The sequence below is a fragment of the Dolichospermum planctonicum genome (assembly GCF_005402965.1).
GTDB lineage: Bacteria > Cyanobacteriota > Cyanobacteriia > Cyanobacteriales > Nostocaceae > Dolichospermum > Dolichospermum planctonicum.
The window spans coordinates 19,651-46,471 of record NZ_BJCF01000022.1; the positions used below are offsets into that span (position 1 = coordinate 19,651).

The 26,821-nt window shown below is 36.3% G+C and carries 27 protein-coding genes; 15 read left to right on the forward strand and 12 right to left on the reverse strand.

The window, feature by feature from the left end:
- Positions 1–52: 52 nt before the first annotated feature.
- The 3 genes from FFO06_RS11190 to FFO06_RS11200 form a co-directional block, all read right to left on the reverse strand.
- The gene (locus FFO06_RS11190) at positions 53–1,393 is read right to left on the reverse strand and encodes a TldD/PmbA family protein (RefSeq protein WP_137908111.1); all 1,341 of its coding nucleotides are present in this window, start codon (positions 1,391–1,393) and stop codon (positions 53–55) included.
- 83 nt (positions 1,394–1,476) lie between these two features.
- Positions 1,477–1,836 (reverse strand): four helix bundle protein, encoded by a 360-nt coding sequence (locus FFO06_RS11195; protein ID WP_137908112.1) that lies wholly within the window; start codon positions 1,834–1,836, stop codon positions 1,477–1,479.
- Between the two features lie 35 nt (positions 1,837–1,871).
- Positions 1,872–3,344 (reverse strand): TldD/PmbA family protein, encoded by a 1,473-nt coding sequence (locus FFO06_RS11200; protein ID WP_137908113.1) that lies wholly within the window; start codon positions 3,342–3,344, stop codon positions 1,872–1,874.
- 299 nt (positions 3,345–3,643) lie between these two features.
- Here FFO06_RS11200 and FFO06_RS11205 point away from each other — a divergent pair, with 299 nt between their 5' ends.
- The gene (locus tag FFO06_RS11205; protein WP_137908114.1) at positions 3,644–4,828 is read left to right on the forward strand and encodes an AAA family ATPase; all 1,185 of its coding nucleotides are present in this window, start codon (positions 3,644–3,646) and stop codon (positions 4,826–4,828) included.
- 1 nt (position 4,829) lies between these two features.
- A complete protein-coding gene (locus FFO06_RS11210) occupies positions 4,830–5,570 on the forward strand; it encodes a hypothetical protein (protein WP_137908115.1) in 741 nt (246 codons plus the stop codon).
- Positions 5,571–5,751: 181 nt separating this feature from the next.
- Here FFO06_RS11210 and FFO06_RS11215 read toward each other — a convergent pair whose 3' ends face one another.
- The gene (locus FFO06_RS11215; RefSeq protein WP_137908116.1) at positions 5,752–5,964 is read right to left on the reverse strand and encodes a hypothetical protein; all 213 of its coding nucleotides are present in this window, start codon (positions 5,962–5,964) and stop codon (positions 5,752–5,754) included.
- Positions 5,965–6,228: 264 nt separating this feature from the next.
- Here FFO06_RS11215 and FFO06_RS11220 point away from each other — a divergent pair, with 264 nt between their 5' ends.
- The 4 genes from FFO06_RS11220 to FFO06_RS11235 all read left to right on the forward strand — a co-directional run bounded on the left by FFO06_RS11220 (position 6,229) and on the right by FFO06_RS11235 (position 9,510).
- Entirely contained in the window at positions 6,229–8,388 is a 2,160-nt protein-coding gene (locus FFO06_RS11220; RefSeq protein WP_137908117.1) for a Tex family protein, read from the forward strand.
- A gap of 44 nt (positions 8,389–8,432) precedes the next feature.
- Positions 8,433–8,762: a 2Fe-2S iron-sulfur cluster-binding protein gene (locus FFO06_RS11225; protein WP_028091706.1), complete on the forward strand. Its 330-nt coding sequence runs from the start codon at positions 8,433–8,435 to the stop codon at positions 8,760–8,762.
- Positions 8,763–8,918: 156 nt separating this feature from the next.
- Positions 8,919–9,287: a phage holin family protein gene (locus FFO06_RS11230; protein WP_137908118.1), complete on the forward strand. Its 369-nt coding sequence runs from the start codon at positions 8,919–8,921 to the stop codon at positions 9,285–9,287.
- A 31-nt stretch (positions 9,288–9,318) separates the two neighbouring features.
- On the forward strand, positions 9,319–9,510 hold the full coding sequence (locus tag FFO06_RS11235; protein WP_028091704.1) for a YqaE/Pmp3 family membrane protein: 192 nt from the start codon (positions 9,319–9,321) through the stop codon (positions 9,508–9,510).
- Between the two features lie 286 nt (positions 9,511–9,796).
- On the opposite strand, the gene FFO06_RS11240 is transcribed toward FFO06_RS11235, so the two are convergent.
- Positions 9,797–10,573 (reverse strand): histidine kinase, encoded by a 777-nt coding sequence (locus tag FFO06_RS11240; RefSeq protein ID WP_137908119.1) that lies wholly within the window; start codon positions 10,571–10,573, stop codon positions 9,797–9,799.
- A 295-nt stretch (positions 10,574–10,868) separates the two neighbouring features.
- On the opposite strand from FFO06_RS11240, the gene FFO06_RS11245 reads away from it, so the two are divergent.
- From FFO06_RS11245 to FFO06_RS11260, 4 genes are all read left to right on the forward strand, one after another.
- The gene (locus FFO06_RS11245) at positions 10,869–11,093 is read left to right on the forward strand and encodes a hypothetical protein (RefSeq protein ID WP_137908120.1); all 225 of its coding nucleotides are present in this window, start codon (positions 10,869–10,871) and stop codon (positions 11,091–11,093) included.
- Between the two features lie 17 nt (positions 11,094–11,110).
- The gene (petJ, locus tag FFO06_RS11250; RefSeq protein WP_137908121.1) at positions 11,111–11,437 is read left to right on the forward strand and encodes a cytochrome c6 PetJ; all 327 of its coding nucleotides are present in this window, start codon (positions 11,111–11,113) and stop codon (positions 11,435–11,437) included.
- 13 nt (positions 11,438–11,450) lie between these two features.
- Positions 11,451–12,470 carry an aldo/keto reductase gene (locus tag FFO06_RS11255; RefSeq protein WP_137908122.1) on the forward strand — a complete coding sequence of 340 codons (1,020 nt, stop codon included), beginning with the start codon at positions 11,451–11,453 and terminating at the stop codon, positions 12,468–12,470.
- A gap of 214 nt (positions 12,471–12,684) precedes the next feature.
- Positions 12,685–13,545: a hypothetical protein gene (locus tag FFO06_RS11260; RefSeq protein ID WP_236097128.1), complete on the forward strand. Its 861-nt coding sequence runs from the start codon at positions 12,685–12,687 to the stop codon at positions 13,543–13,545.
- On the opposite strand, the gene FFO06_RS11265 is transcribed toward FFO06_RS11260, so the two are convergent.
- Positions 13,520–14,833, reverse strand: coding sequence for a site-specific DNA-methyltransferase (locus FFO06_RS11265; protein WP_137908123.1), 1,314 nt, complete (start codon positions 14,831–14,833; stop codon positions 13,520–13,522). The two genes, FFO06_RS11260 and FFO06_RS11265, sit on opposite strands and share 26 nt — an antisense overlap.
- Before the next feature lie 399 nt (positions 14,834–15,232).
- Between FFO06_RS11265 and FFO06_RS11275 the strand changes: the two genes are divergently transcribed.
- The 3 genes from FFO06_RS11275 to FFO06_RS11285 are packed head-to-tail and all read left to right on the forward strand — an operon-like array spanning position 15,233 to position 16,578.
- On the forward strand, positions 15,233–15,826 hold the full coding sequence (locus FFO06_RS11275; RefSeq protein WP_137908124.1) for a Uma2 family endonuclease: 594 nt from the start codon (positions 15,233–15,235) through the stop codon (positions 15,824–15,826).
- A gap of 18 nt (positions 15,827–15,844) precedes the next feature.
- The gene (locus FFO06_RS11280; RefSeq protein ID WP_137908125.1) at positions 15,845–16,291 is read left to right on the forward strand and encodes a VOC family protein; all 447 of its coding nucleotides are present in this window, start codon (positions 15,845–15,847) and stop codon (positions 16,289–16,291) included.
- 8 nt (positions 16,292–16,299) lie between these two features.
- Positions 16,300–16,578 carry a hypothetical protein gene (locus tag FFO06_RS11285; protein ID WP_028084785.1) on the forward strand — a complete coding sequence of 93 codons (279 nt, stop codon included), beginning with the start codon at positions 16,300–16,302 and terminating at the stop codon, positions 16,576–16,578.
- A gap of 190 nt (positions 16,579–16,768) precedes the next feature.
- Here the strand turns inward: FFO06_RS11285 and FFO06_RS11290 are convergent, their stop codons facing one another.
- Entirely contained in the window at positions 16,769–17,263 is a 495-nt protein-coding gene (locus tag FFO06_RS11290; RefSeq protein WP_137908126.1) for a hypothetical protein, read from the reverse strand.
- A gap of 164 nt (positions 17,264–17,427) precedes the next feature.
- Here FFO06_RS11290 and FFO06_RS11295 point away from each other — a divergent pair, with 164 nt between their 5' ends.
- A complete protein-coding gene (locus FFO06_RS11295; RefSeq protein WP_137908127.1) occupies positions 17,428–19,266 on the forward strand; it encodes a serine/threonine protein kinase in 1,839 nt (612 codons plus the stop codon).
- Positions 19,267–19,444: 178 nt separating this feature from the next.
- On the opposite strand, the gene psbA is transcribed toward FFO06_RS11295, so the two are convergent.
- The 3 genes from psbA to FFO06_RS11310 form a co-directional block, all read right to left on the reverse strand.
- Positions 19,445–20,527 (reverse strand): photosystem II q(b) protein, encoded by a 1,083-nt coding sequence (gene psbA, locus FFO06_RS11300; protein WP_137908128.1) that lies wholly within the window; start codon positions 20,525–20,527, stop codon positions 19,445–19,447.
- A gap of 177 nt (positions 20,528–20,704) precedes the next feature.
- Entirely contained in the window at positions 20,705–22,183 is a 1,479-nt protein-coding gene (locus FFO06_RS11305; RefSeq protein WP_137908129.1) for an MBOAT family O-acyltransferase, read from the reverse strand.
- 81 nt (positions 22,184–22,264) lie between these two features.
- Positions 22,265–24,697, reverse strand: coding sequence for a DUF1574 family protein (locus FFO06_RS11310; RefSeq protein ID WP_137908130.1), 2,433 nt, complete (start codon positions 24,695–24,697; stop codon positions 22,265–22,267).
- A gap of 213 nt (positions 24,698–24,910) precedes the next feature.
- Between FFO06_RS11310 and FFO06_RS11315 the strand changes: the two genes are divergently transcribed.
- Complete coding sequence (locus tag FFO06_RS11315; RefSeq protein WP_137908131.1) at positions 24,911–25,147, forward strand: hypothetical protein; 237 nt, start codon at positions 24,911–24,913, stop codon at positions 25,145–25,147.
- A 117-nt stretch (positions 25,148–25,264) separates the two neighbouring features.
- Here FFO06_RS11315 and FFO06_RS11320 read toward each other — a convergent pair whose 3' ends face one another.
- Positions 25,265–26,146 (reverse strand): LysM peptidoglycan-binding domain-containing M23 family metallopeptidase, encoded by an 882-nt coding sequence (locus tag FFO06_RS11320; RefSeq protein WP_137908132.1) that lies wholly within the window; start codon positions 26,144–26,146, stop codon positions 25,265–25,267.
- A gap of 201 nt (positions 26,147–26,347) precedes the next feature.
- Positions 26,348–26,692, reverse strand: a complete 345-nt coding sequence (locus FFO06_RS11325; protein ID WP_137908133.1) for a DUF760 domain-containing protein — start codon at positions 26,690–26,692, stop codon at positions 26,348–26,350.
- Positions 26,693–26,821: the final 129 nt, after the last annotated feature.

Below are 26,821 nucleotides of genomic sequence, written 5' to 3' on the forward strand. Positions count from 1 at the left end.
TGTGGTTCGATAAAATATCTTTAAACCGCAGACGCACAGAGTGAAAAAGATATTAATCTCCAGTAATAGAAAGTTCACTCACCCAAACTCTGGGAGCAACTCCTCCTGGTGTTAATTCCACCTCTTTCTCCACATAAACAATAGATTTGAGAAGTTCCAAAAAATCACCAGCTACCGTTGCGGACTCAATACTAATTTTCTCACCTTTATTAACTAACCAACCATCAAAAGGTAAAGAAAAAGAACCTTGTAAAGCCTTAACACCCGCATGAAGAGCTTGTAAATCATCAATTAAAATCACATTTTCCGCAGTTTCTAAACTCAATTCTTGCTCAGGATTTTCTGCTGCAAAAACGTGATAAAAATTAGGACTGACACTGACTTTCGCGCCAATACTAGCATTACCCGTAGGTTGAGCATTTAACCGTTTAGCAGTTCCCGCACTATGCAAAAAGCTAGTTAAAATGCCCTTTTCTATTAACTTAATTTGTCGAGTAGGAGTACCTTCACCATCAAAACTTTCTGCACCAATATTAGCGGGGTGTAAAGCATCATCATAAACTGACAGTAAAGGTGAAGCAATTGCTTTACCGATATCATCAACTTTTGATAAACTTTGATTATCCAGAATACTTTGAGCGTTAAATAAATTAGAAAAAGCGCCCAACAAACTTAAAAAAGCTTCAGGAGAAAAAACTACTTGATACTTACCAGTTTTGATTTTTTCATAATGCAAATGACTGATAGTTTTCTGGGCGGTTTCTTTGATACAACCGGCAATATCTAAATCAGCTACACTTTCCTTAACTCGATAAGCCCCGGCACTGCGAGGTTTTTTACCTTCTTCTTCAGTTTTGCTGTACAAATAAATAGAAGCTAAAGAATGAGATTCAGTTCTTAACGCACCTTCACTATTGAGATAAAATCTGTCAATATCTCTTTGTGCTAAACCATTATAAGGCACACTGGTAATAGCAGGATGAGTTGCCATTAATTCTTTTTCTGCTACTAATAGCTTTTCTATTAATTCAGAAACAGGTGCTTGCAGGGCTTTTTCTTGATGTTTATCAGGAATGGGAATAGTTGCTTCTGGACTAAAATCAGGAATATTTTCTTTCACACCAAAAAAACTGGCTTCATAAGCTGTTTTTAGAGCTAATTCTAATCCCTTATCATCTACATCTGTGGTGCTGGTAACACCCATGGTATTTTCTTCATTCCAGACCCGAACTGTCACCCCAGAACGATTAGAAGCTTTAACTTGTTTGGGTTCACCTTGGTCAACTTGAACGCTGGTATCATCCACAGTTGAGCCGTAAATATCGAATTTTTTAATGCCGAGTTTGGCGGCATTTTCTTGGGCGTAGGTGGCGATTTGTTGAATGTTAGACATGGTGAATGAATTTTGGATTTTAGATTTTAGATTTTGGATTCCATAAAGAACTGTTTTAGAAATTAGATTTTGGAGTTTGGATGTTATGATTTGGGTTTTTGTAGGAGAGTTTTTATTGAAGCAACTGTCATAGCCAGAATTTCGCTAGTTTCTTGCATTAAATTGTTAAGTTTTTCTCCGGTTATTAATCTTGATTCAATCAGGAGTTCTAACCAGTAAAGAGTTTCATCAACTTCTTCTTCTACAATACTAAGTTTAGCAATTAAGTCAGCCGTAGACTTAGCACGACAAGCTGATCTATAATTAGCACCTACAGAAGTAGCAGAGCGCAAAACTTGTTTACCAATAACATCAGCAGTTTTAGTTGTCGGTAATGATTCAACTAGACGAATGACTCTTAATGCAAGTTGTTTTGTTCTGGTCTTAAACTGTTGCTCATTCACAATCCAAAATCCAAAATCTAAAATCTAAAATTTAGTTATCTGCCACCAACAGTAATAGAATCAACCTTAATATGGGGTTGTCCAACTGTGGTGTAAATGCTACCGCTAACTGAACCACAAAAGCCGGGAGCTAGTTCTAAATCTTGGGAACATAGGGAAATTTTGTTCATAATTTCCTTAGCTTCACCGATGAGGGTAGCACCTTTTAATGGTTTAGTGATTTTACCATTTTCTATTAGGTAAGCTTCATCAACGCTAAAGTTAAATTGACCAGTAGGTCCGACACTACCGCCTCCCATTTTCTTACAATAAATGCCTTTATCAACGGAGGCAAATAGGTCTTCTGTTGTGTGTTCACCACAATCAATGTATGTATTTCGCATCCGACTAGCGGCAGCAAAGGTGTAATTTTGACGGCGGCCACTACCTGTTCTGGGGTGTCCAGTCCGCACTGAACCGGTTCTATCCGCTAAGAAGTTTTTGAGAATGCCTTTTTCAATTAATAATGTTCTTTGAGCGGGCATTCCTTCATCGTCCATGTCAATAGTCCCAAAGGCATTTTCTGCCCGTCCTTCGTCCCAAGCGGTCAGGCTTTCATGGGCAATTTTTTCACCTTTTTTATCGGCAAATGGTGTGGTTTTGTGTTCAATTTGGGTGGTTTCTAAAAGGTGTCCACAGGCTTCATGGAAAATTACACCGCCAAAATGATTGGCCATGATAATGGGGTAAGTTCCTGATTCTACGTAATCTGCGTACAGCATTTTACCAGCAGATTCGGCGATTTGTTCGGAGGCTTGTTGATAATCCCAGGTTCTCAGGAAGTTAGCGTCACTGGTATTACCCGCCCGTTCAGCAATAGAGGAACGGTTAGCACCGTCAGCACAAAGCAGATTAAAGCCCACGGACTGGGTAAGGCGGATATCACGAGCAAATGTACCATCACTGCCAGCAACTAATACTTCTTGCCAGTCACGGAAGTAGGAAGCGCGGCGAGATTGGACGTGGGTAGCTTTTTTGTTCAGTTGGGCTGTACCATCAAGGAGGACTTCTCCCATTTCCCGGATAGAACTACATAAGGGTAGCCAACCGTCTTTACCGCGTTTGCTGGCGTAGTCTCTGAGTAATTCTAGGTTGATTTCGGGAATGAAACCACTAGGACCTGGTAATTGTAGTCCCAAAATAGAAAGTGCTTTTTCTAAAGCTGCTTTTAAACCCGCAAATGTGAGGTTATTGGTGCTAACGTAGCAGTCAGCTTTACCGCGAAATACGCGCACTCCTGCACCAGTAGCTAAACTGGGGGAAATGCTAGTAATGGTGTCATCTTCCGCTAGACAACTAATGTAGTTGCGGCGTTCTAGGAAGTATTCTACAAAATCTGCCCCAGCGGCGCGTCCTAGTCCTAAAAGGGTTGCCAGGGGGGCTTCCCAAGTGTCATCGAAGCGTTCTGTGGTGGAGGAATATTGTAAACTGGGGAGTTGATTCGAGAGAAGTAGGGTGTTTGTAAGCATGAAGTGCCTCGTCTGCTGGCGTTATCTATAGATGTAACTGAAATAATCCTGGTGTGTTCAGTCTAACAAATCTATGAAAGCCATTGTTGGCATTTAGGCTGTAGGGTTTTCCGCCATATTGTCTTTTAAGATGGGGTGAGTGGACATTCTAATTAAGATAATGATGTAATCTAATTCTGATTTTATGTTAATGTTGGGTTGAAGTATTGCTGTGAAACATAGTTAATTCTCACTTTTTGTGACTTTTTATTTAAAATAATTGCGTAGTTACTAAATTGACTAATATACTGGAGATATTTATGACCCTTAAACTAATATCCGCAAAAATTAAAAATTTTAAAAGCTTAGGAGATGTGGATTTAAATTTCAGGGATCTAACAATTTTGGTAGGGGCTAATGCTAGTGGTAAATCCAATTCTTTAGAAGCATTACGCTTTCTCAGTAAACTTTTAAAAGACCAAGAACTTCCTTCTCTAAAATATATGGATAGCATCTTAAGGGTGGGGGAAAAACAAACATTTTATCAAATTCTTATAGAAGATGATGAAGATAATAAAGCTAAAATAGAATATAGTTTGGTACTTAGTATCAGTGAAAATAATACTTTAATTAATAGGGAGTATCTTTTAGTTAATGAAATTGAAGTAATTAATATTATTGATGGTAGAGGAAAAGTGAATGATGAAAATGGCGAAAATTCTCAACCATACGAATTTTCTGAAGGTGATGGACTCACATTAGCAGATGTAGGTAAATATGGTCATAAACCGATTACAAAAAAGTTGGCAAGCTATATAAAAGATTGGAAATTTTATGATGTAGATCCTGATAGCGTCAGGATACATTCTAGAATTACTAAATTCAATATGATTTATAAATCTTTACAACATGATGAAAGAATACCTAGCCTTGATACTGACGCTAGTGAAGTTGAAGAAGTTTTACAATACTGGGCTAGACATGATAAAAATAAGTTTGATAAAGTGAGTCAAGAACTGTATGACTGTCTGAAAATTAAGTTACGGTTAGATGATGTTGCAGAACCACTTATTAAAGTTATTGAAGAGGATGGTAAAAAAATAGCTTTATCTAATATGTCAGATGGGACTCTGAGATTGATAGCTTATTTTATCATGCTTTATCAATCTGATGTTCCAACTCTCATTGGTATTGAAGAACCTGAGAGAAATTTTCATCCTGGTATTTTACAAGATATTGCTGATATGATCAAAAAGTTATCCAAGAGAACACAGGTGATTTTTACAACCCATAGTTCTCAATTATTAGATTGTTTTTCTACTGAAGAAATATCATCTGACATTTCGGTAATTCTTTTAAATCAGAAAGGAGAAATTGGAACACAAGCTTGTTTATTGGATAAATTAGCAGAAAACCGAGATGATCTTTCCGATTGGATGAATGATTTTGGAATAGGTAGCGCGATTTATCATAGTCACTTAATTGAAGGAGTTTGTGCCAGTTAATATGCCTAGTATTCGTCTTTGGGTGCCGGAATCTGATTATGATAGTAAAGCAGTCGGTTGTATTGCTAACAAAATAGTCGCGCTTTATGGTGGTGATATAACAATCCAACTTGCCGATAAACAAGGTTTTAATAGGGCTACAAATCCAAAAATTCAAGATGGTTTAAAGAAGGCAGTTGATGCTTACTTAAAAAATGATGTTTTAGTCATCTTTCTGTTCGATTCCGATGGAACACAATCGCAAAATCAAAGACGTAGAGAAAAAAATTCTCTGGTTAATCGAATTGAAGAAGTTGTTAACTTATTTGAAGGAAGAGTAAAATTTTTTCCGATGGTTCAAGAACTTGAAGCTTGGTTATTAGTTGATTATTTGGGTATATGCTGCTTTTTTACCAAAAATGCTGATCATCGAAATAATAGAAAATGGATAGACTTTGCTAATAGTAAACAACGTGGGCAAACAGATTTAATAGCAGAAGCTGAATCAGGTGGAAGGGGTGCAAAAGAATTTTTAGTAAAGGCATCACGAGAAATATTAATTAAGCATAATCCTAATCTCCAGGATAAACCTAGAAATTTGAAAGAAAGTCAATATGAAGAAAGTCAATCATCTAAAATAGCAGAATATATTAAAATTGATTACGAAACTCTGGGAAGAAATAAATCATTGTTAGATTTTGCCAACTGTTTACAACATTTAAAGGAGAATAAACAAGGATTTATAGATGATATTAATTATTAGTATTTCAATAAAATACAAAGGTTTTTAGCTCTAACTGAACTATCTAGTTTCCAACTGACTATATTTTATCCAACTATCAACACCCTCATTCCCCTTAATTATTATCTTTGACAGAGGGTGGATAATTGCCGACTTGATTTTATTTTAGATTTAACTTGCTAAAGTTCCTGAAAAAATTGGCTTAAAACCAATTTTTCTTCAGTAATTTGTTACTAACAATGACCACAAACATCAACAGACCAAACTGAAATTGCCAAGGCGCTAATACTAAACTCACAATGAAAATGATAGCTGTGAAAACACCAGCAATATTGGTAATTTCATCATCCTTTCTTTGGAAAAGATAGCCAGTAATTACACCCATAGATAATGTCATTAAGAAAAATAAAGGCATTTGCACTCACCTCTAAACTACGAACTACTGTTTAATACTAGTAGATTTGCGCCATTTTCAGCAACGTTATTTATGTTATACTTAACTAAGGAAAAATGGCAATACATTCAATATTAAGCCATAGTGCAGCTATTGGCAAATAGTCTCATGATGTGGGATATAAAACTAATAACGTGACTGACAACCCGATTCTGAGTTAGGTGATATAATAATACCTATTGACGCTAATATAAATTTCTCAAACTTCTTTAATTGAACTCACAGATGTTGAATATTTCTCAACTGCTTGCAAGTGAACTAAAACTTAAGCCCCACCAGGTACAAAATGCACTGGAACTTTTAGCCGAAGGGGCGACAATTCCCTTTATTGCGCGTTATCGTAAAGAACGAACAGATGAAATGGATGAAATGCAATTACGGGATTTACAAGATAGATATAATTACTTAACGGAATTGGAAGAAAGAAAAAAAGTAATTGTGAATGCGATCGCTCAACAAGATAAACTTACTCCAGAACTCAACACAAAAATAGCATCTTGTTTACAAAAAACTGAACTGGAAGATTTATATTTACCCTATCGTCCTAAACGTCGTACCCGCGCTACCATTGCTAGAGAAAAAGGTTTAGAACCCCTGGCAATATTCATTAAATCGGTGAATGTGAAAAATGCGATTTCTGTATCCTTGGAAGCAGAAGCAGCAAAATATATTTCCGAAACTTTAGGAGTAAAAAATGCAGATGAAGCTTTAAAAGGTGCATCGGATATTTTAGCGGAAGAAGTAGCAGATAAAGCCGAATTACGGGCATATATCCGGGATTTTTTCCTAGAAAATGGGGTATTTATTTCTCATATCAAAGATGAACATCCCGAAGGGACGACAAAATTTGAAATGTACCGAAATTATCAAATTAAAGTCAAAAATATTGCTCCTCATAATATGTTAGCTTTATGTCGAGGAGAAGAGGAAAAAATTCTCAGTTTTGAAATTGCTTTTGATGAAGATTTTGTTCTGGGTTATTTAGAATTTCAGGAAGTTAAAACTAAAGTTCGCAACCTGCGCGACTTTTATCAAGGAATGTTAAAAGATAGTTTTAATCGCTTAATGAAAACCTCATTAATTAGCGAAGTTATCAAAGATAAAAAAACCTATGCTGACATAGAATCAATCAAAACCTTTGAGACAAATTTGCGAGAATTGCTGTTATCAGCACCAGCAGGGATGAAACCAACAATGGCTATAGATCCTGGTTTTAGAACCGGGTGTAAAGTAGCTATTTTAGATGAAACTGGGCAATTTTTAGAATATCAAGCCGTGTTTCCCCACCAAGCAGCAGAACAACGCCAAAAAGCGGCACAAACTATCAAAAAATTACTGGAAAAATACCAAATTCAATTAATAGCTATTGGTAACGGTACAGCTTCACGGGAAACAGAGGAATTTATCGCCGAAATATTACCAAATATAGCCCATAAACCAGTTAAAGTTATGGTAAATGAATCTGGTGCATCTATATATTCTGCTAGTGAAGTAGCAAGGGAAGAATTTCCTGATTTAGATATTACTGTGCGGGGTGCAATTAGTATTGGTCGCAGATTACAAGATCCTTTAGCCGAACTAGTTAAAATAGATCCTAAATCAATTGGTGTCGGACAATATCAACATGACGTTGATCAAAAATTACTGAAAAAGAAATTAGATGAAACTGTAGAAAGTTGCGTTAACTATGTGGGTGTAGATTTGAATACTGCCTCCAAAGAACTGCTAACATTTGTTTCAGGAATCACCCCAACTATAGCCAATAATATTATCACCTATCGCAACGAAAATGGAGCATTTACAAATCGTCGTCAACTTTTAAAAGTAGCAAAATTAGGACCAAAAGCTTTTGAACAAGCCGCAGGTTTTTTAAAAATTCGTGATAGCGAAAACCCCTTAGATAATACCGCAGTTCATCCAGAAAGTTACCCTTTAGTAAAATCTATAGCTGCTGATTTAGGAATATCTTTAAATCAAGTTACACAAATTGCGGAAAACCTGAAAAAAGCCAACCTCAAAAAATACGTAACCGATACTATCGGAGAACCAACCCTGCGCGATATTCTCAGGGAATTGGAAAAACCAGGAAGAGATCCTCGTGCTGAATTTAAATATGCTACCTTTAAAGCTGGAGTTAAGGAAATTAGAGATCTAACAGTAGGAATGGAACTAGAAGGAATTATTACCAATGTTGCTAATTTCGGTGCTTTCGTTGATATTGGAGTACATCAAGATGGTTTAGTGCATATTTCCCAACTTGCTGATAAATTTGTAGATGATCCCAAAAAAATTGTTAAAGTTGGACAAGTCGTTAAAGTACAAGTTTTAGAAATCAACGAAAAACTCAAACGCATAAGTTTATCAATGAAAGGAATCAAACAATAAGTTAATTCTCTCTGGGACTATGACTGAAAAAATCTTAAATTAGTATGGCCATTTATCAAATTCAACTCATCAACCCTAACCTAAAATTGAATCGCACCATTCAAGTACCAGATGATCAATATATAATTGACATAGCGGAAGAAGTTGGTATTCGTTTACCATCAGGTTGTAAACAAGGAGAATGTTCCGCTTGTATTGCTAAACTTATTAGTGGAGAAATTGATCAAAGTGAGCAAAAATTTCTGCGTCTCCAGGAAATTCAAGCTGGTTATGTTGTTACCTGTGTCAGTTATCCCTTATCTGATTGTGTATTAGAAACTCATCAAGAACAGGTTTTATATAAATCTTCTCTTTACTATAGTAATCAAACCTAACGGGATTTAGATCCCTGACTTATTTAAGAAATCGGGGATCTTTTCTTTTCGTCTAACCTAAGATAGATCAAGATTCTACCTAAGTAAAGATGTCAAATATTAATCTATATTTAAAAATAGTAAATAGCACTGATATTGCTGTTACTGAGGTAAAAAATGTTGGGATATTTTTTCATCGCACTTGCTACAGCTTTAAGTTTGTTGATTGTTGATTTAGTTGTTCCTGGAGTAGATATTGCTAACTTTCCCGCAGCTTTAATTGCTGCTGTTGTCATTGGTTTAATCAATAGTGGAATTAAACCAATGATTAATATCTTATCTTTACCCTTGACATATCTCACATTAGGTGGTTTTTCCCTAATTGTCAACGGAATTTGCTTTTGGTTAGCATCAGTTTTAGTTCCAGGTTTTCAAGTTCAAGGATTTATTGCTTTTATTATCGGTCCTGTAATTCTGTCTTTAGCTAATACATTTCTTAGCAAATACTTCGCAGAAAAAGGTTTTCAGTTACAAGATAGTCAATAGGTAAACCCAATTTCAAAAATAGGAAATATCCATGAACTTATTGCGTATACTTCTCGGTTTATTTTTACCTCCTTTGGGGGTTTTCCTTACAGTTGGATTTGGTCCAACTTTGTTAATTAATATTTTGCTTACCCTCCTGGGTTGGCTTCCTGGTAGCATTCATGCGGTTTGGGTAATTGTCAAGCATGAAGAAAACATTAATAGAGAGGAAGGTACTTATTAATTTTGTAGGGTGCGTTATCAACGCACCTTTATCTTTATATTTTTATATTAAATATATGAAATTAATGAGAATCAGAATGGTGCGTTACAAAGACAGCTAACACACCCTACAGGTTAAGATATTTTCTTAATTTTTCTTAATTTTAATTTAATTGGAAGTCTCTAATAGAATAGGTTAATAGGTTATAAATAAAAATAATATAAATAAAAATAATGAGTAAATTAAAAATTATCAAAATTAATTTACTCATTTATGTAGAAATTTTGAGAAAACAAAATTGCGGATATTAAGCCCGAATATCTTTATCTTTAAATAAATCAGCCGTTGCTAATAGTAACTCCCGCAAAGTTTGTTTTAATTGACGTTCTTGTTTAGCTATTGCTGAACCTGCTTCTGCTAATTTCTGTTCTAACAGGGAGTATTTTTCCTTTACTTGTAAAGTAATAGATTCAGCTTGTGGATGGGATTTATCATACCATTGTTTTGCTTCATTCAAATAATCTTGTACTTCTTGATTACTTCCGCTATAACGCGCAAATAAATTTGCTCTGACAATTGCTAATTGTGCTTGTAATTGTGCATAACGTTTTCTTAATAATCCCACTTCTTCACTATCTTTAATAGAATTAATTGCTGAATTAATAGCAATTTTGGTATCAACAGATTTATCTTGACTTGTTTCTACTATCTTTGTAAAAATTCCTTCAATTTCAGTTTGTAGTTTTTCTTCCTCTTGATCTAATTTTGCTTGTAACTGCTTTATTTCTGCTTGAGTTTGAACGATATTTGAGTGTTTTTTCAGATTTATCGCTTCCATAGCACCTTCAATTGAAGCTACTACCCCCTCCTTAACTTCACTGCTTTTCTCCTGTAAATTATCAACGACAGTAGAAACAGCATCATTAACTAAATTACTCAGTTCATGAGAACCTTCTTGAAATTCAGAACTGACTTGAGAAACAGCAGATTTGACAATTTCTCGAATGCGTTCAGACTTTAATTGTCCTGTTTCTTTAGCTTGACGTAAATCTAATTGAATTTGTTCTTTAATGTTCTTATTCATGGCCATATTTAATGAAGATATCAGGCAATACTTATATTCAGTATGGTAAAATATTTTTGTTATTAACACTCCCTAAAGATAGAAAATCATATCTATCTCAAGGTAGTATATTCGGCGACTAAAAGTCGCTACTACACAAGCAAAGTCCGTCTACCCGGACTCAGGAATGAGAAATTTCTAACCCACCTGGGTGGGTTTTGTCTGTATAGCCGCGAATTTCATTCGCCAGATTTCTTAGTTAAATGTTGCCAATTTATGAAATAATTAATATTGATCAATAAATAAATTTTAAATTATGTGGCAGGTAAATATCACTTGTGATGATCAAGCTTGGAAACTTTCTGGTGTTGAATTTAAGAAAATAGCAGAAAATTACAAAGGTGAATTAATGGGTTCTAAAAAAATGCCCGACGGAAAACGCATTATGTCTTATAAAATTGAAGATATCAGCGAAGCCGAAGCTTTTGCAGAAGAATGTACAAAATTTGTCGGTTTTACAGGAGATTTTGCATCTTTATGAAAAAAATGGTAACAAAAATGGTAACATTGATATTATTCACTTTTTGCTTGTGGATAATTAATTCTACTTCACCAGTTAACGCCTTAAATACTTCTCAAGGTGCAGAAATTTTTGATTTCCATTGTGCTGGTTGTCATATTCATGGAGAAAACATCATTAGACGTGGTAAAAGTTTAAAAAAGAATGCACTGAAAAGATATAAAATGGATTCTTTGGAAGCAATTACAGCTATTGTCACTAATGGTAAAAATAATATGTCAGCTTACAAAGAAAGATTGACAACAGCGGAAATTCAACAAGTTGCAAATTATGTTTTGGAACAAGCAGAAAAAAACTGGAAATAACAATATAAACAATATGATTTTACCTCAAGAAAGCTATTTACAATTTACCCCGAATTTGAAAATTTGCCGAATTTTAAATGGAATGTGGCAAGTTTCGGGAGGACATGGACGCATTAACCCCAAAACTGCGATTGAGTCTATGTTTCAATATGTTGATGCTGGTTTTACCACTTGGGATTTAGCAGACCATTATGGACCAGCAGAGGACTTTATTGGTGAGTTTCGTCGTCAATTAATCGCAACTCGTGGAGAGGAAGCTGTTAATCATATTCAGGCTTTTACAAAATGGGTTCCTCGTCCTGGGAAAATGACGAAAAAATTGGTTGAGGAAAATATTGATATCTCTTTGAGAAGAATGAACGTTAAATCATTGGATTTAATGCAGTTTCACTGGTGGGAATATCGAGATCCTAATTATTTAGATGCTCTCCAATATATGGTAGAATTGCAAAATGCAGGGAAGATCAAACATTTAGCTTTAACTAATTTTGATACGGAACATTTGCAAATTATTACCGCAGCAGGAATCAAAATTGTTTCTAATCAAGTGCAGTTTTCTCTCGTAGACAGAAGACCACAGGTAAATATGGTTAATTTTTGTCAAGAACATGATATTAAATTGTTTACCTATGGTACTATTTGTGGTGGACTGTTATCAGAAAAATATTTGCAAAAACCAGAACCTAAAGGCTCAGAAATAAATACCACCAGCCTGAGAAAATACAAACAAATGATTGATAATTGGGGTGGTTGGGGACTATTTCAAGAGTTACTAAATACCTTAAAAACTATTGCTGATAAACATCAAGTGAGTATTGCTAATGTGGCTGTAAATTACATTTTAAATCAGCCAGCAGTGGGGGGTGTAATTGTCGGCGCTAGATTGGGAATTGCAGAACATTTGTCAGATAATGCTAGGGTATTTAGTTTCAATTTAGATGCAGAAGATATCGGGAAAATAGATGCAGTTTCTCAACATTCGCGGGATTTATATCAACTAATTGGTGATTGTGGAGATGAATATAGACGATAATTGAATAATAACATCCCCGACTTCTTTGATATTATTGTCAATATATTATAGATTTATATTAGAAGTTGGGGATCTAAACACTAATATCGCATACCTCACCGCAAAAATCGGACAGTTTCCCCCCAATATCACTTTTTTGAGAAAGACCTGGACAAGAATACCACTATTGTTTATATTAAAAACCTGTACTGATCATAAAAATAAGGAAATAATTTTGACTACATTTGCTAGTTATAAAGCAACAGCATCTAAGTGGATTACTATATTTGATTCCCCTTTTTATCCAGATTACTTAGATGATGCTAAAATTCTTTATGAAGAAGTACAAGTACGCTTTATAGAACTTGTTGATAAAGCACAAACTTCTACAGAATTACTGGAGATGATTGCTAAAGAACATAATCCTTTACGAAATCAATTACTGAGAATCTTTCGTAGATACGTCTCTCCAGATACATCAGTTGAAATGACTAAAAAGAAAGGTAACATTCCTAATATTATCATAAACTTTAGTGATAAATTTCGTCCGATAGAGGAAGTTAAACGAAATTTGCAAAGCCGTCCTATACCTGATGAAATTCTCATGGCACTTCTTTTTGAATATAAGACAAAAGGAAAAAAAGGGTATGATTTAACAGAAAGTTTTTTCTTATGGTTTAATAAGGTATTTAGCCAAAATTATTCTATCCAAGGACCGGTTCGCGCAGGGAAAGACGTAATGTTGCATAAGGTTTTGAATAAGTTTCCATATCAAATTCCTGCGGATATGTTAATCTCCCGCTTAGATGGAACTCCATTAGTAGTTGGATTTGCTCGTTATGACTCCGACAGGGGAGGTTCTCAGGAAGATGATAGAACAGGTGGCAATCGAGATAAAATAACAGAAATTTTGGGTTATGCTAAGACATACAATTTACCATTAAAAGTATTGATGCTGAATGATGGTCCTGGATTACTTCTAGGTTCTATGTGGAATGATTACGCTAATTTAGAAAAATATGGACAAAGTAGAGTGATGGTTTGTACTTTGAAAATGTTAGACGAGAGACTTACACAAGGCTGGTTAGATAGTTAAGTTTACTATGCCAATTTTTGATGATTTGATCAGAAATTAACTCTAAACTTTCTGATTCTTCAATATACAAGTCTAAGCCTGTTTTTAAAATTCTACTAACGTCAATTAAGTTTATTTGTTTATATTTACAACCATCATTTTTGCCATTAACAAAATCACCCATTACTTCACTACCATTAACTAAACGTTGAATTATAGTATCAATAGATAATGGAGAATTATCAATACTTATCCATTTTCTACCTAATTCTTCAGCTACAGTTAGAGTAGTTCCACTTCCCGCAAAGGCATCTAAAACAATATCTCCTAGATTTGATGAAGCCATAATTATCCGTTTGATCATCTCTGAATTTTTCTCCGTTGGATAACCAGTGATTTTAATATTTTGATTGTGAGCGTCTTTAAAATCAAGCCAAATGTCTTGAATTGAAATCCCCTGACTATTATCTAAATATACTTTTCGTCTAGGATTACCTGTTGAAGACCAATATATTTCCCCTCTTGCATCCATTTCATCTAATGTTTCTGGTGTATATTGCCAATGTTTACCGGGAGGTGGTAAAATACCCCTCCAAGGTTGACCACTTGCTCCTTTTCTTACCCCTGGAGCATGAATAGGAACTTTTTTATATAGTCTTCCTGTTCCTTCTTCCACATATTGATATTCTTTTTTAATCGAGTCTTCTGTCCAAGCTTCAAAAGGTTGATTCCATACATAATTATCTGTTTTTGTATAAAAAAGAATAAAATCAGCAACATTACCATATTGTTTGCGTGTATAGTTTTTAGGATTACATTTTTTTCTCGTAATCCAATTACGAAAATTTTTAACTCCAAAAATTTCATCCATGATAATTTTTACAGGAAAAGCCATTTTTTCATCTAAATGTAGATAAATAGAACCTGCTTCTGATAGAATTTCTCTGATTAAGATTAGACGTTGACGCAAAAATTCTAAATATTCTGCACCTTCCATGAGATCATGATAAGCATGATTGCTATTACGAGACTCAAAACTGCTACCTGTGGAGTATGGAGGATCAATGTATACTAAGTTAATTTTTCCGGCAACATTCTCATTATTTAATAATGTGCGAAGAACGTTTAAATTATCGCCATATATTAATTGATTTCTAGGATATCCTTCAACGCTAATTATATGATTTAAGTTAGCTGGCTGAATTTTCAATATATCTTCTACAGGCATTTTTCCTTCATATTCAATTCGGAAAGATGTCGTATTTTGTTTGTGATTACGTCCATTTTTACTAGGTATTCCCGTTGCCATATTGTTTAAAATTTTGACTTTTTTATAATTATACTATTAAGATACTTTGTAATCAACATAGCTTTTTGTGTCTCGCAATCTTTCGTAGAGATCCCACTCGCGGAGCGTGCCGAAGGCATAGGGTAGTTGCTAAGGAGCAAAGACGCAAAGGTACATGAGCTTAAGCGTTGCGCGACCTAGTAATCGCAAACTTTCCCCAAACATCACTCTAACTATCAAAAATGACTAACAAAACTATTCCCAATGGCTACCTCCGTAAAGTCTATCACATCGCTTTTAACGTCCAAAATATGGCAGCATCTCGCCATTTTTACCATTGGGGTCAATTTTAGCGATCGCCTAGCCTAAATTTTTCTGAATTTTATCTGATAATAAAACTAGTCTCCTCAAGCAAAACCTATGGAAACCCTCACTTTAAACATACCTCCCGCAGTAAATTTAACAGATGAGCAGTTTTATCAACTTTGCATTGCTAACGAACCCTGTCAGTTAGAACTTACCCAAACCGGAGAATTAATTATTATGCCTCCCACAGGTGGAGAAAGTGGAATTAGGAACTCAGATATTAATATAGAATTAGGTTTATGGAATCGTCAAACTAAATTAGGTAAAGTATTTGACTCCTCCACCGAATTTAAACTACCCAGTGGTGCATATCGCTGTCCTGATGCAGCTTGGGTAAAACTAGCACGTTGGGATGCTTTAAGTCAAGAGGAAAAAAAACGGTTTCCCCCCCTTTGTCCTGATTTTGTGGTGGAATTGCGATCAGAAACGGATAGTTTAGAAAAATTACGTACTAAAATGCGAGAATATGAAAATAATGGCGCGCTTTTAGGTTGGTTAATTGATCCACAAACACCCTTGGTAGAAATTTATCGTTACGGAAAGGATGTAGAAGTTTTAAATTTTGATTTTGACAACCCACCAAAACTTTCTGGTGAAGATATTTTACCAGGCTTTATTCTCGATTTGCAGATAATTTTAAATCCATAGATTCTAAATTTCGGGATCATGATTTCTCAAAAAACTATTCCCAATGGCTACCTCCGTAAAGTCCATCATATCGCTTTTAACGTCCAAAATATGGCAGCGTCTCGCCATTTTTATGGTCATATTTTAGGCTTACACGAACTCACAGGAGACGAAATACCAGAAACATTAATAGAACTTGTCAATGCTGGTAAAGTCGCTAATTTCATCACTCCTGACGGCACAATTATAGACCTATTTGCAGAACCAGAATTATTACCACCAGATCCAGATCCCAGCAAGTCTTTTACCAGAGCATATCATCTAGCCTTTGATATTGCTCCAGAATTATTTGATCAAGCCGTTGCCGTGATCAGAGATCATAATTTAGTCATTGCTTATGGTCCGGTTTCCCGTCCCACAGGTAGAGGGCTGTATTTTTATGACCCCGATGGGTTTATGATTGAAATTCGTTGTGATCCTCATTAAATGCGAACATGGAAAAAGTTTTAAAAGTTCTTAACGACGTAATTACTAACCCACCAATTCCCCACGAACCCCATAAACAATCTTTAAAAAATTGGGCTATGTATTGTTTACGGGATAGAGGTTTTATAGTTATTTTTGCCCAAAATGCTGATTTTGCTGTCCAGTTTAAAAACGGAGAAAAGTTCTATTTTAAAGTTACCAATAATGCCGATAATTTAGATAATAGTATTAACTGGATTGTTTGGGATAGCACCACCAAAACAACCAGCTTAATTCCTCAGTCCTAGTTATTAAGTATTACAGCCAGCTATATAAGTATTTCATTTTACTATAATTTCTATATCTCTGAGGAAGAGAGGGTAAAACGAAGAACTTTTGTGACTGTAATGGGGTTTTCAAAGCCTCTCCCCCCGTGGGGGAGATGTTTACCAGAGCGGTTTTTCTGTAAACTAAGGATTTTCAAAGAACTTCTTAAATTTAGTCTGGGTTGGCTGGTAAACTAGCGAATAGCTGTTTAACTAACTGCTGAGTTTTATTTTCTAAATTTTGCCAGTCTACATCACCATATTCGTCAATTAAGTTGGGATCAATATCAACTGCCCCCTGCTCTGGACTATAATTGAGAAAACATATTTGATAACACAAATCCCATAAATCTATATTTACCCGTTCCTGTTGATTTTGCAAAAGTAAATGATATCCTGGATAAGGCATTGGCAAACTAGCAAGAGTTTCTTTAATTTCCTCTACTTGTGTTGGTGTTGCGGTTTCCATTTCCCGCACCAACTCAGTTACTAAAGACTTTGTTTCATCACTCGTGTTAGCAGGCCAGGTCAATACATCTTGGTAAGTCCCTTGCCAATTGGATGTATCAAGCTGCTTACGAATATTATCAATTACGCGAATAAAAGCAGGTTGCATCAAGATTTCAGCTTGCTGCCATGAGGTATAATTAGTGATTTTAGGTGGCATTCCTAGTCAAGGGGATACTGATAGTAAAATTAACGATTTTGTTTGATGAAAGAATTGTACTTTTAATTTAAATCTTTTCTCAAGATACCTGATCTCAGGGGAGGAAATTGGGAGATATTGACTACTATGGGTAAAATTAGGTTATAAAGCTGGGGAGGGAGATTATGATAGGTAAATTGCTAGATCATCGCTACCAAGTCATTCGCATTTTGGCCACGGGAGGATTTGGTCAAACCTATATTGCCCAGGATACCAGACGGCCAGGCAATCCCATCTGCGTGGTTAAGCACTTGAAACCAGCCAATTCTGACTCTAAAATCTTTACTACTGCTAAACGGCTATTTCACAGCGAAGCAGAAACTTTAGAAAAATTGAGTAATCATGACCAAATCCCCAGACTTTTAGCTTATTTTGACGAAAATCAAGAATTTTTTCTAGTCCAAGAATTTATTGACGGCCACACCCTCCAGGAAGAACTTATCCCCGGACAGCCTTGGAGTGAAGCCCAAGTCATACAAATGTTGTTGGAAATTTTGCAGATTTTAGAGTTTGTTCACCAAGAAGGTGTAATTCACCGCGACATTAAGCCTGATAATATCATTCGCCGCGCCGCTGATTATAAATTAGTTTTAGTGGACTTTGGTGCAGTTAAACAATTACGTTCACCCCTGGTGACAGTAAATGGACAAAAAACTGCTACTGTAGCTATTGGTACTCCTGGATATATGCCTACGGAACAAGGTCAAGGTAAACCCCGCCCTAATAGTGACCTTTACGCTTTGGGAATTATCGCTATTCAAGCATTAACGGGAGTTCCTGCTAGTCAATTACAAGATGACCCAGATACCGGGGAAATTAACTGGCAGCATTTAATACCCGTTAATTCTAATTTGGTGGCGATTTTAACGAAGATGGTGCGTTACCACTTCAAAGAACGCTATCAAACAGCAACGGAAGCTTTACAAGCTTGTCAAGAATTGGTGAATATCATCCCTGAATTTTCCCAACCCTCCCTAGCTCCTAAGATTATTTATCAATCTCCTCAAGTTATATCTTCAAGATTGACACAAAAAACAATGGCGGTTTCTCCCGCTAATCATATTTCTTCTTCATCTCTTCCTCAACAATCTCTTCCCCAAGATACCAATAAACCCGATCCTTTACCTTTATTAATTGGTATATTACTAGCGGGTGGTGTCGCGGCTTTATTTACAAATATATATCCCAATTTTAAAAATTTAACTATTAATTGGACAGGAGAAAATAGCAAATTAATCAGTAAATGTTTAGCTGTAGTTACGGCTGATTCTAATATCCGTTCTGAACCCAGCGCTATCAATTCTGATAATATTTTGAAAACTTTGGGTGTGGCCAGTCAGTTTGAAGTGACCGGTAAACAGACAAAGCGGGGTTGGGTAGAACTTAAACTTTCTTCTGGCAGGTTGGCCTGGGCCCATTCTGATGTCATTTCTAATCGTGAAAAGTGGATTTCTTGCCGTCGTGACCAAGGTTTGGCTATACAAACTGTAGATGATATTCCTTTAATTACATCTCGGCCAATTCCTTTAGTTCCCGCAAAATCTGTGGTGGTAAATCCCACAGCAAAGCCTTCTTTACCCGCTACTGCGGATCAGGTGAAAACGGTAGATAAGGCCAGGGAAAAGTTTGAATCAGGAGATTTACAAGGAGCAATTTCTCTGCTCAAGTCAACATCGGGAAATGCTGTTTCTGGTATTAAACAAACCGTTGATACTGTTAATCAATGGCAAAGTGATTGGGCAAAAGCAGAAGCTTTAGCTAATGATATTAATAAGGCAATTGATAATGGTCAATGGCATCAGGTTTTAGCTTATCGAGACCACCCGGAAAAGCTGCCTAATATTAAATATTGGCGCGATAAAATAGAACCAATGTTTAAACAAGCTGCTGAAAATGTCGCTAAACAGGCACTACCTAAAGAACATAAACCCACTCCCTCAGAAACACCAAAGAATGGGATTTAAAATCCTGTCTCTACAACTCCTCTAGAGTGAATAATCAATAATAGGGGTTATCTCCGGCTTCCTATTCCCCAACAGTTGTAAAAGTTCCACTAACTTCGCGGTTTTCTATAAAACAAAAATGCTCCCCATTTCTGGAGAGCATTTCTTTAATTAAGCTCTGTTAAGAAAGCTTTAATTATTAACCGTTGATTGCAGGAGCGCTCAAAGCAACAGGAGCAACATCAGCAGCAGCCAAGTCTAGGGGGAAGTTGTGAGCGTTGCGCTCGTGCATTACTTCCATACCTAAGTTAGCGCGGTTGATTACGTCAGCCCATGTAGAAATTACACGACCTTGAGAATCAATGATTGATTGGTTGAAGTTAAATCCGTTCAAGTTGAACGCCATTGTGCTTACACCCAAAGCTGTAAACCAGATACCAACTACTGGCCAAGCAGCTAAGAAGAAGTGTAAAGAACGGCTGTTGTTGAAGGAAGCGTATTGGAAAATCAACCGACCGAAGTAACCGTGTGCTGCAACGATGTTATAGGTTTCTTCTTCTTGACCGAATTTATAACCGTAGTTTTGTGATTCGTTCTCGGTTGTTTCTTTAACCAAGGAAGAAGTTACCAAAGAACCGTGCATTGCAGAGAACAAAGAACCACCGAATACACCAGCTACACCTAACATATGGAAGGGGTGCATCAAGATATTGTGTTCTGCTTGGAACACAATCATGAAGTTGAATGTACCGGAAATACCTAAAGGCATACCGTCAGAGAATGAACCTTGACCGATGGGGTAAATCAAGAATACTGCGGTAGCTGCTGCTACAGGAGCAGAGAAAGCTAGGCAAATCCAAGGACGCATTCCCAAGCGGTAAGAAAGTTCCCATTCACGACCGAGGTAGCAGAATACGCCGATCAAGAAGTGGAATACTACTAACTGGTAAGGACCGCCGTTATACAACCACTCATCTAAAGAAGCTGCTTCCCAAATTGGGTAGAAGTGTAAACCGATAGCGTTAGAGGAAGGAACTACTGCACCGGAAATGATGTTATTTCCGTATAGTAAAGAACCTGCAACTGGCTCACGGATACCGTCAATGTCAACGGGAGGAGCAGCAATGAAAGCAATGATGAAGCAGGTGGTAGCAGCTAATAGGGTAGGGATCATCAATACTCCGAACCAACCGATATATAGACGGTTGTCAGTGCTGGTGATGAATTCGCAGAAGCGATCCCATACGTTGGCGCTTTGGCGCTGTTGTAAGGTGGTGGTCATTTTATGAGTGCTTTATGTTCGTATGATGTTTGGTAGGTTGTTTTGCCTACCTGAATACAACATTAAAGGATAAATTGAAATTTGTAAAGATAATTAAAATTAGTATTAGTTATGTCAGTTATATGTTTTCCTGATGTAATTAGGTATACAGGAAATTTATTCGAGCAGATAATTCCTCTAAAAATCAAAGTAGATATAAGGTAAACTCCCTTGAGGAGCTAATAACCAAACTGCGTAAAAGCATAAGGGGACGAGAACAATCTTCATTTGCCAGCTAAAATCTAATTTCATCCTTCCTTTGAAGCTATATGATACAGTCATTAGCATGGTTATACTTGCTAATAAGTAAAAAATTTGATATTGATTGCTGTTCAGAGCTTCTGCATAAACCTTTTCCGCAAATTGTTGATCAGCAGGATAACCCCAAAGATGCTGTATGACTAAACTAGAGTCCCGGAGGTTGGGGAGACGAAACCAAATCCAAGATGTAAAAACCATGATTTGTGTTAGCAGCCAAGCGCAGATTATTCCGAGTGGATTTTGCCAAAATAGGTTAAGAATTGTTAAGCGATCGCTTAAAAAAGCCGTGAGACGATGAACTGCTAAAGCGATACCATGGAATAGACCCCAAACAATAAAACCCCAGGCTGAACCGTGCCAAATCCCAGCTAATAGCATTACTATCAATAAATTTCCGCAAGTACGTATCAATCCGCGCCGAGAACCACCCAAAGGGAAGTAAAGATAATTACGCAACCAATCACCTAATGTGATGTGCCAACGTCGCCAAAAATCCGCAATACTGGTACTGAAGTAGGGGAAATTAAAATTTTCCGGTAAAACTAAACCGAACAGTAAAGCACTACCACGGGCAATATCTACGTAACCATTAAAATCTAAATATAACTGTAGTCCATAAGCAAAAGTAGCTAACCACAAATCAGTGCTACCTGCTCTTTGTAAATTACCAAAACATAAATCAACAAATATGCCCAGATTATCGGCAAAAATTCCTTTTTTAACCGCACCTCGCGCAATTAACCACAGTCCTTCAGCCGTCCTATCAATACTAGGAAGTTGTAGTGTATTGAATTGAAATTCCAGATGATGATAACGAGTAATTGGTCCAGAAATAAGTTTTGCAAAAAATAATTTATATGTGGCAAATTCTATAAAATTAGCCGCAGCAGGATCACCACGATAGACATCTATCAAATAAGCAATACATTCAAATGTAAAGAAAGAAATTCCCAAGGGAGAAACTATCTTAGTTAATGATCCATCTGAGTGATTAAACAGATGAAAAAATAAATTTTGTAGATGATTTATATACTTAAAACCCAAGAGAATAAAAAGATTAAAAACTATACCAATCCATAATAGATTTCGCCGATTTCGATGCCATTCCTCTGGAGATAAATCCGAGTCTTGAGAATGCTTGTTTGATGAGGTATTATTGCTAATTCCTAAACCTAAGCGGAAGTTGATAAAAGTTAGTATTAAAAGTAATGGTAAATATCGAATGTGCAAAGATGAGTAAAACAAAATACTGGCTATTAGGAGAATCCATAATCGGAAATTTGCTAAATACACATTCCAGTAAATTACCAAGACACTTAACAGAAAAATCCCATAGAAAATTGATATGAATTTCATTGTTTAATTACTAATTATGATAGTTTTGAATTATTCACAGAGGAAAAATAACATAATACCCTTTGCTATTTTCCCATTTAATTACTTTTTTGTCCAGGAAATAATTGGATCTAGTGCCAAGTTTTTTGAAACCTCATAGGCACCATAGCGGTTAATGTGACTGGGGTCAGAAAAGTAATTACTTGCTGTTGGCCATAGTTGACTTAAATCACGGTAAATAAAATGAGGATCACTTGTAAATTTTAATAAATGCTTTTGAAACTGCTGTTCATACTTTGTGCGAACCGGATCTAAATAATCTGAAGTGAGGGGCATATTTACAAATACCAAGGATATATTATTTTTTTTAGTAAAATCTAACACTGAACGAAATGCCTGTTCTTGTTTACCCGCAAGCTGGAAAGATTTATAATCATTGTCGTAATCTCCAGAAACTTTTGGATATTTTTGATAATATGTAGCCGGATTAAATCGAACAGATATAGGTAGAAATCCATCAAAATCAACTCCTTGTAGAGAATTAGTCATTGCGGAGTAACTTGTGAGGTTAACCTTTGATTTAACCTGGAGATGTTGATAACTAAAAGGTAGATTTTCAAATTTTTTTTGCAGAAGAGTTTTAATTTGCTCACGGTTTTTATAACTAGCAGATAACCCAGATAAAGACTGATTTAGCCAACTGTCAGCCGCTTGATAGATGTTAATATCTTTTGTTGCTGATTTACTGCTAATCTCTCCTATAAAACCTTCTTTATTTTTATTTACTACATCAGCATTTACTCTGGTTCTAGTTTTCTGTAATACTTGTTTATATCCTTGTGAGACAGCAATTGCATTGAAAGTAATATCTTCTCGTCCATTATTAAAAGCGCGAGAACCATCAGCCCATAAAATTAGTTTCGGCAGTTCTTCAGGTTCTAAAATCTGACGAATCAGACAGTCAACAACTTGGGCTGTTGCTCCATTAATGCCAAAGTTAAATATATCAAGATTGCTATGACCTTGGCTGACTAAAGCCCTAGAAAGGGCTAGGGGGTCAACTCCTCTGAGGGCGCGGGAAGAACCAACAATTAAGACATCAGGTGGGCGTTTTTTCATAGCTAAACGCTGTTTATATAGAGCTAATTGCTCATCTAATTGCCTAGCATTAAAACTGGGCATTTGTGATCGGGCCGCTAATAGAATAGCTGTGGCAGTGGCGTTTTCTGTTAATGGTGCTACTGCGAAATTAGTATCATGATCATTGATAAATCCAGAGGCATTAAAAGTAGATTGATCATGATTAAGTGATTTCGGTGTTACTGATTGATTTGAAACTGGTCTTGTTTGATTATTTTCTCCTGGCAAAGATGGATGAGATGCTAAGGGTAAAGGTGAAACAATATTGTTACTAACACTAACTTGGGGATAACTTTTAAGAGAACGTGCTAAGACATAACTTAATATCAAATCACTTTGTAAAGCTAGAAGTAATCCTAATCCCAGCCAAATCATACCACCACCAATTCCTTTATGATCTTTATGATCAGGGTTTTGATTTGTGTCGTGATTAAATATTGTAAATAATTGGCTGTTTAAAAGTAACTGTCGGATTTGTTTATTAATATTTACTGCCCAATTTTTTGCTATTTGTTTGCCCAAATTTTGTACTTTCTCATTTCTTGAATTAAGACATAGAATTGGTTCACGAGTCTGATGAGTAATCTGGTAACTTACATATTCAGATGTAACAGCAAATTCCAGTGTCTCTGTGGGGATTAGTCGGGAACGTTCTACCATGTTAAGTCCATGAAACCACATCAGTTCTTTATCGGCAGCCCGACGAACATCAATAGAAAAACCACTTATAGCAGAAATTTGCAGTTCGCGGATAATAAATTGAGTAAATTTCCTAGAGACTTGATAGAGTGTAGGACAAATGGGATGATCACAGATAATATGTAATAAATCTTCTGTGGGAATTAGCATCACCCGGATAGCAGATGTTTCCAACATTCTAGCGATCGCTGGCACATTTCCCGAATCATCCCATGGTTTTAACATCACCTCTGGAGTTGTCAAATTTAGGTGCGACAGCCAATCTGCCTCTATATCTCTTTGATGTGCCAAACTCTCATTAGAGATCATCAGTGGACTATCTGAGCCTGTGGGTGTTTCTGTCCCTGCTAATAATGATTTTTCTACCTGTTCTAAATATTGATTCAGTTGATTTAAGTACAATCTATAACACCATTGGGGAATATCTTCACCTAGTTTGCGACCATAAACTAATACTTGGTATATTGAGGATTGATCATTATTAGTCAGGCTGTCTACATTGTTTTCTTCTAGTTGTTGCAGTAACTCCAACAGGGTTTGCCAACCTTGTGGACACTCAACACTTTCACAGAGAATATATAGGTTATTACCTAGCCATCGGACTTTGATTACGTAAGTATTTATATTTACTGCATGACTCACCGATGGTGCTAAAAATTGTTGACGATTAAATAATTTAAATAATACTGTTTTCATGGGCAGTGAAATTTAACAGGAAGGGTGTACTGGAGGATTTTGACTGTACTTGTCAGCTATAACCATAGAATTATCGCACTTTAGCGGTTTTTTTACAATTTTGTTACCTTCGCGGCTGGCAAAATTGACAAAAATACAAAGATAGTGCTATCAAGTTAGAGACTGGGAAAAAGCAGAAAAAATTTATTCATTTACTAACTATTAAGAATTACAATGTCACCTGTAAACCAACAGTTCTTTTCTCAACCCAGATTAAATTTAATTCCATTCACCATTCCCCTATCTTGTTTTTTGCAAGCTGGTACAGTATCTATACTCATGTTGATCATAGCTCAAAAAGCCACCAGTGATGCTTTAGTAAGCCTGGGAGAGGCAAGTGAGGAATTATTTCGCGGTGATCGCTTGCCTGTCCTCAGTTTTCCAGACGATCACGAATTAAACCAGGATTAAAAACTTATATATACATAGTATATACTTAGAAAATTTCCAACGTCATCGTGAAATTCATCTGCGGTTAATGATCAGGAATAACTTGTGAAAAACCCGATGTTTGAAAATGGACAGAGTTTAAATTAAAAATCCTTTGGGATCTTTGGCTTCCCAACCCAAGAAACCGTTAACACGGATTTCAAAATGAAGATGGGGTTGAATAGAGGTTGGTTGTCCTGTAGTTCCAACTGTTCCCAAAATATCGCCTTTATTGACCTTTTTACCTAGAGTAACTTTAATGCCGTCAAGTTGGGCGTAACGGCTTTGTAAGCCATCTGCATGGTTAATAATGACTAACTTGCCATAACTACCCTGTTCCTTGGCAAAAACGACGATTCCGGGAGCGATCGCTACCACAGGAGTACCTACAGGTGCTAATAAATCCACCCCACTATGAAAAACAGCCTCCTTGGTCACGGGGTGATAGTTCCAACCATAACCTAATGCCACACTTGTAGTATTAGGGAGAGGATAACCAGTAATTTTTCCATTACTACCCACGGTTGTGGTAGCTTTTGTGGCTATCTTAGGGGGAAATTTTACACCTGGAATTATTGGTAAAAAGACAAATTTAGGGTTTTCCTGACAACCATTAATTTCAAATACCGTATCCGGGCGAACTTGATACTTAGATGCTATTTGTCGCCAAGTTTGATGGGGAGGAATTTCCACAACCATGCCATTAAAAGGGGGAATTTGTAGTGTTGTTCCCGCACTTACCACCCCCTTCCCCACGGATGGATTCATAGCGATAATTGTTTCTGGTGCTAGATGATAGTGACTGGCTATAGCTGCTAAAGTTTCACCAGGGCTTACCTGATGACGTTGAATACGAGCTAAAACCGGACTAGGGCAATTTCTGGGACGAGCATTGGCGGTTTGTGATTGCGGCTGTGTAGATAATAATCCCAACGTGCTAAAAAATGTGAGAAAACAAAGTGAACAATAGGAAAATTTCATGTAAACAAGTCCACAAATCGCTAATTTTTAGATTTTAGTTGCGGATTCTTAAAGATAGGATAAAGATTTTGCTTATATCTATAGGTTCATCTAGGGGAGAGGTTAGCAGCGGTTACAGCAAATTATCATCAGTGATACCACAATGCCTAAAACTGCTATAAATAAAAATACAGGCATGAATAAACACGCCTGTGGGGTTGACTATTGATTGGATAAATGTTCCAATTGCATTCTCTGTTCCATTTGGCGGAGAAAATAGCCCGTCATCATTGCCGAGGCCAGTAGCCCTGCTAGATTATCCCGATCTGTTGTAATCTGGACATGAAAATGCTCTGGTGGCATCATCCCCACTAGTCCTTGGACATTCTGGGAAATGATTTGTTTAATTTCGGGGCTGACAGATTGGGCGACACGGGCTAAAACTTCGGGAGATTGATGCTGTAAATACTTGAGTAATTGATTAGGGTTTTCCCCAAAGCGATCATTCAGAAGTTGATTAGGGTGTTGCTCAGAGTCGTCATGCGAAAAGTCAGGATCAAACACCATTGGCGATTTATATTAGCTTAACTGCTGATTCTACTCTAAACCATATTAGTAAACTAGCGCATTTTCTACGGGGAATAGATAAAATGTATGGTAGGCTACCTGCGTGGATTCTGTTTGTGTGGTGATGAT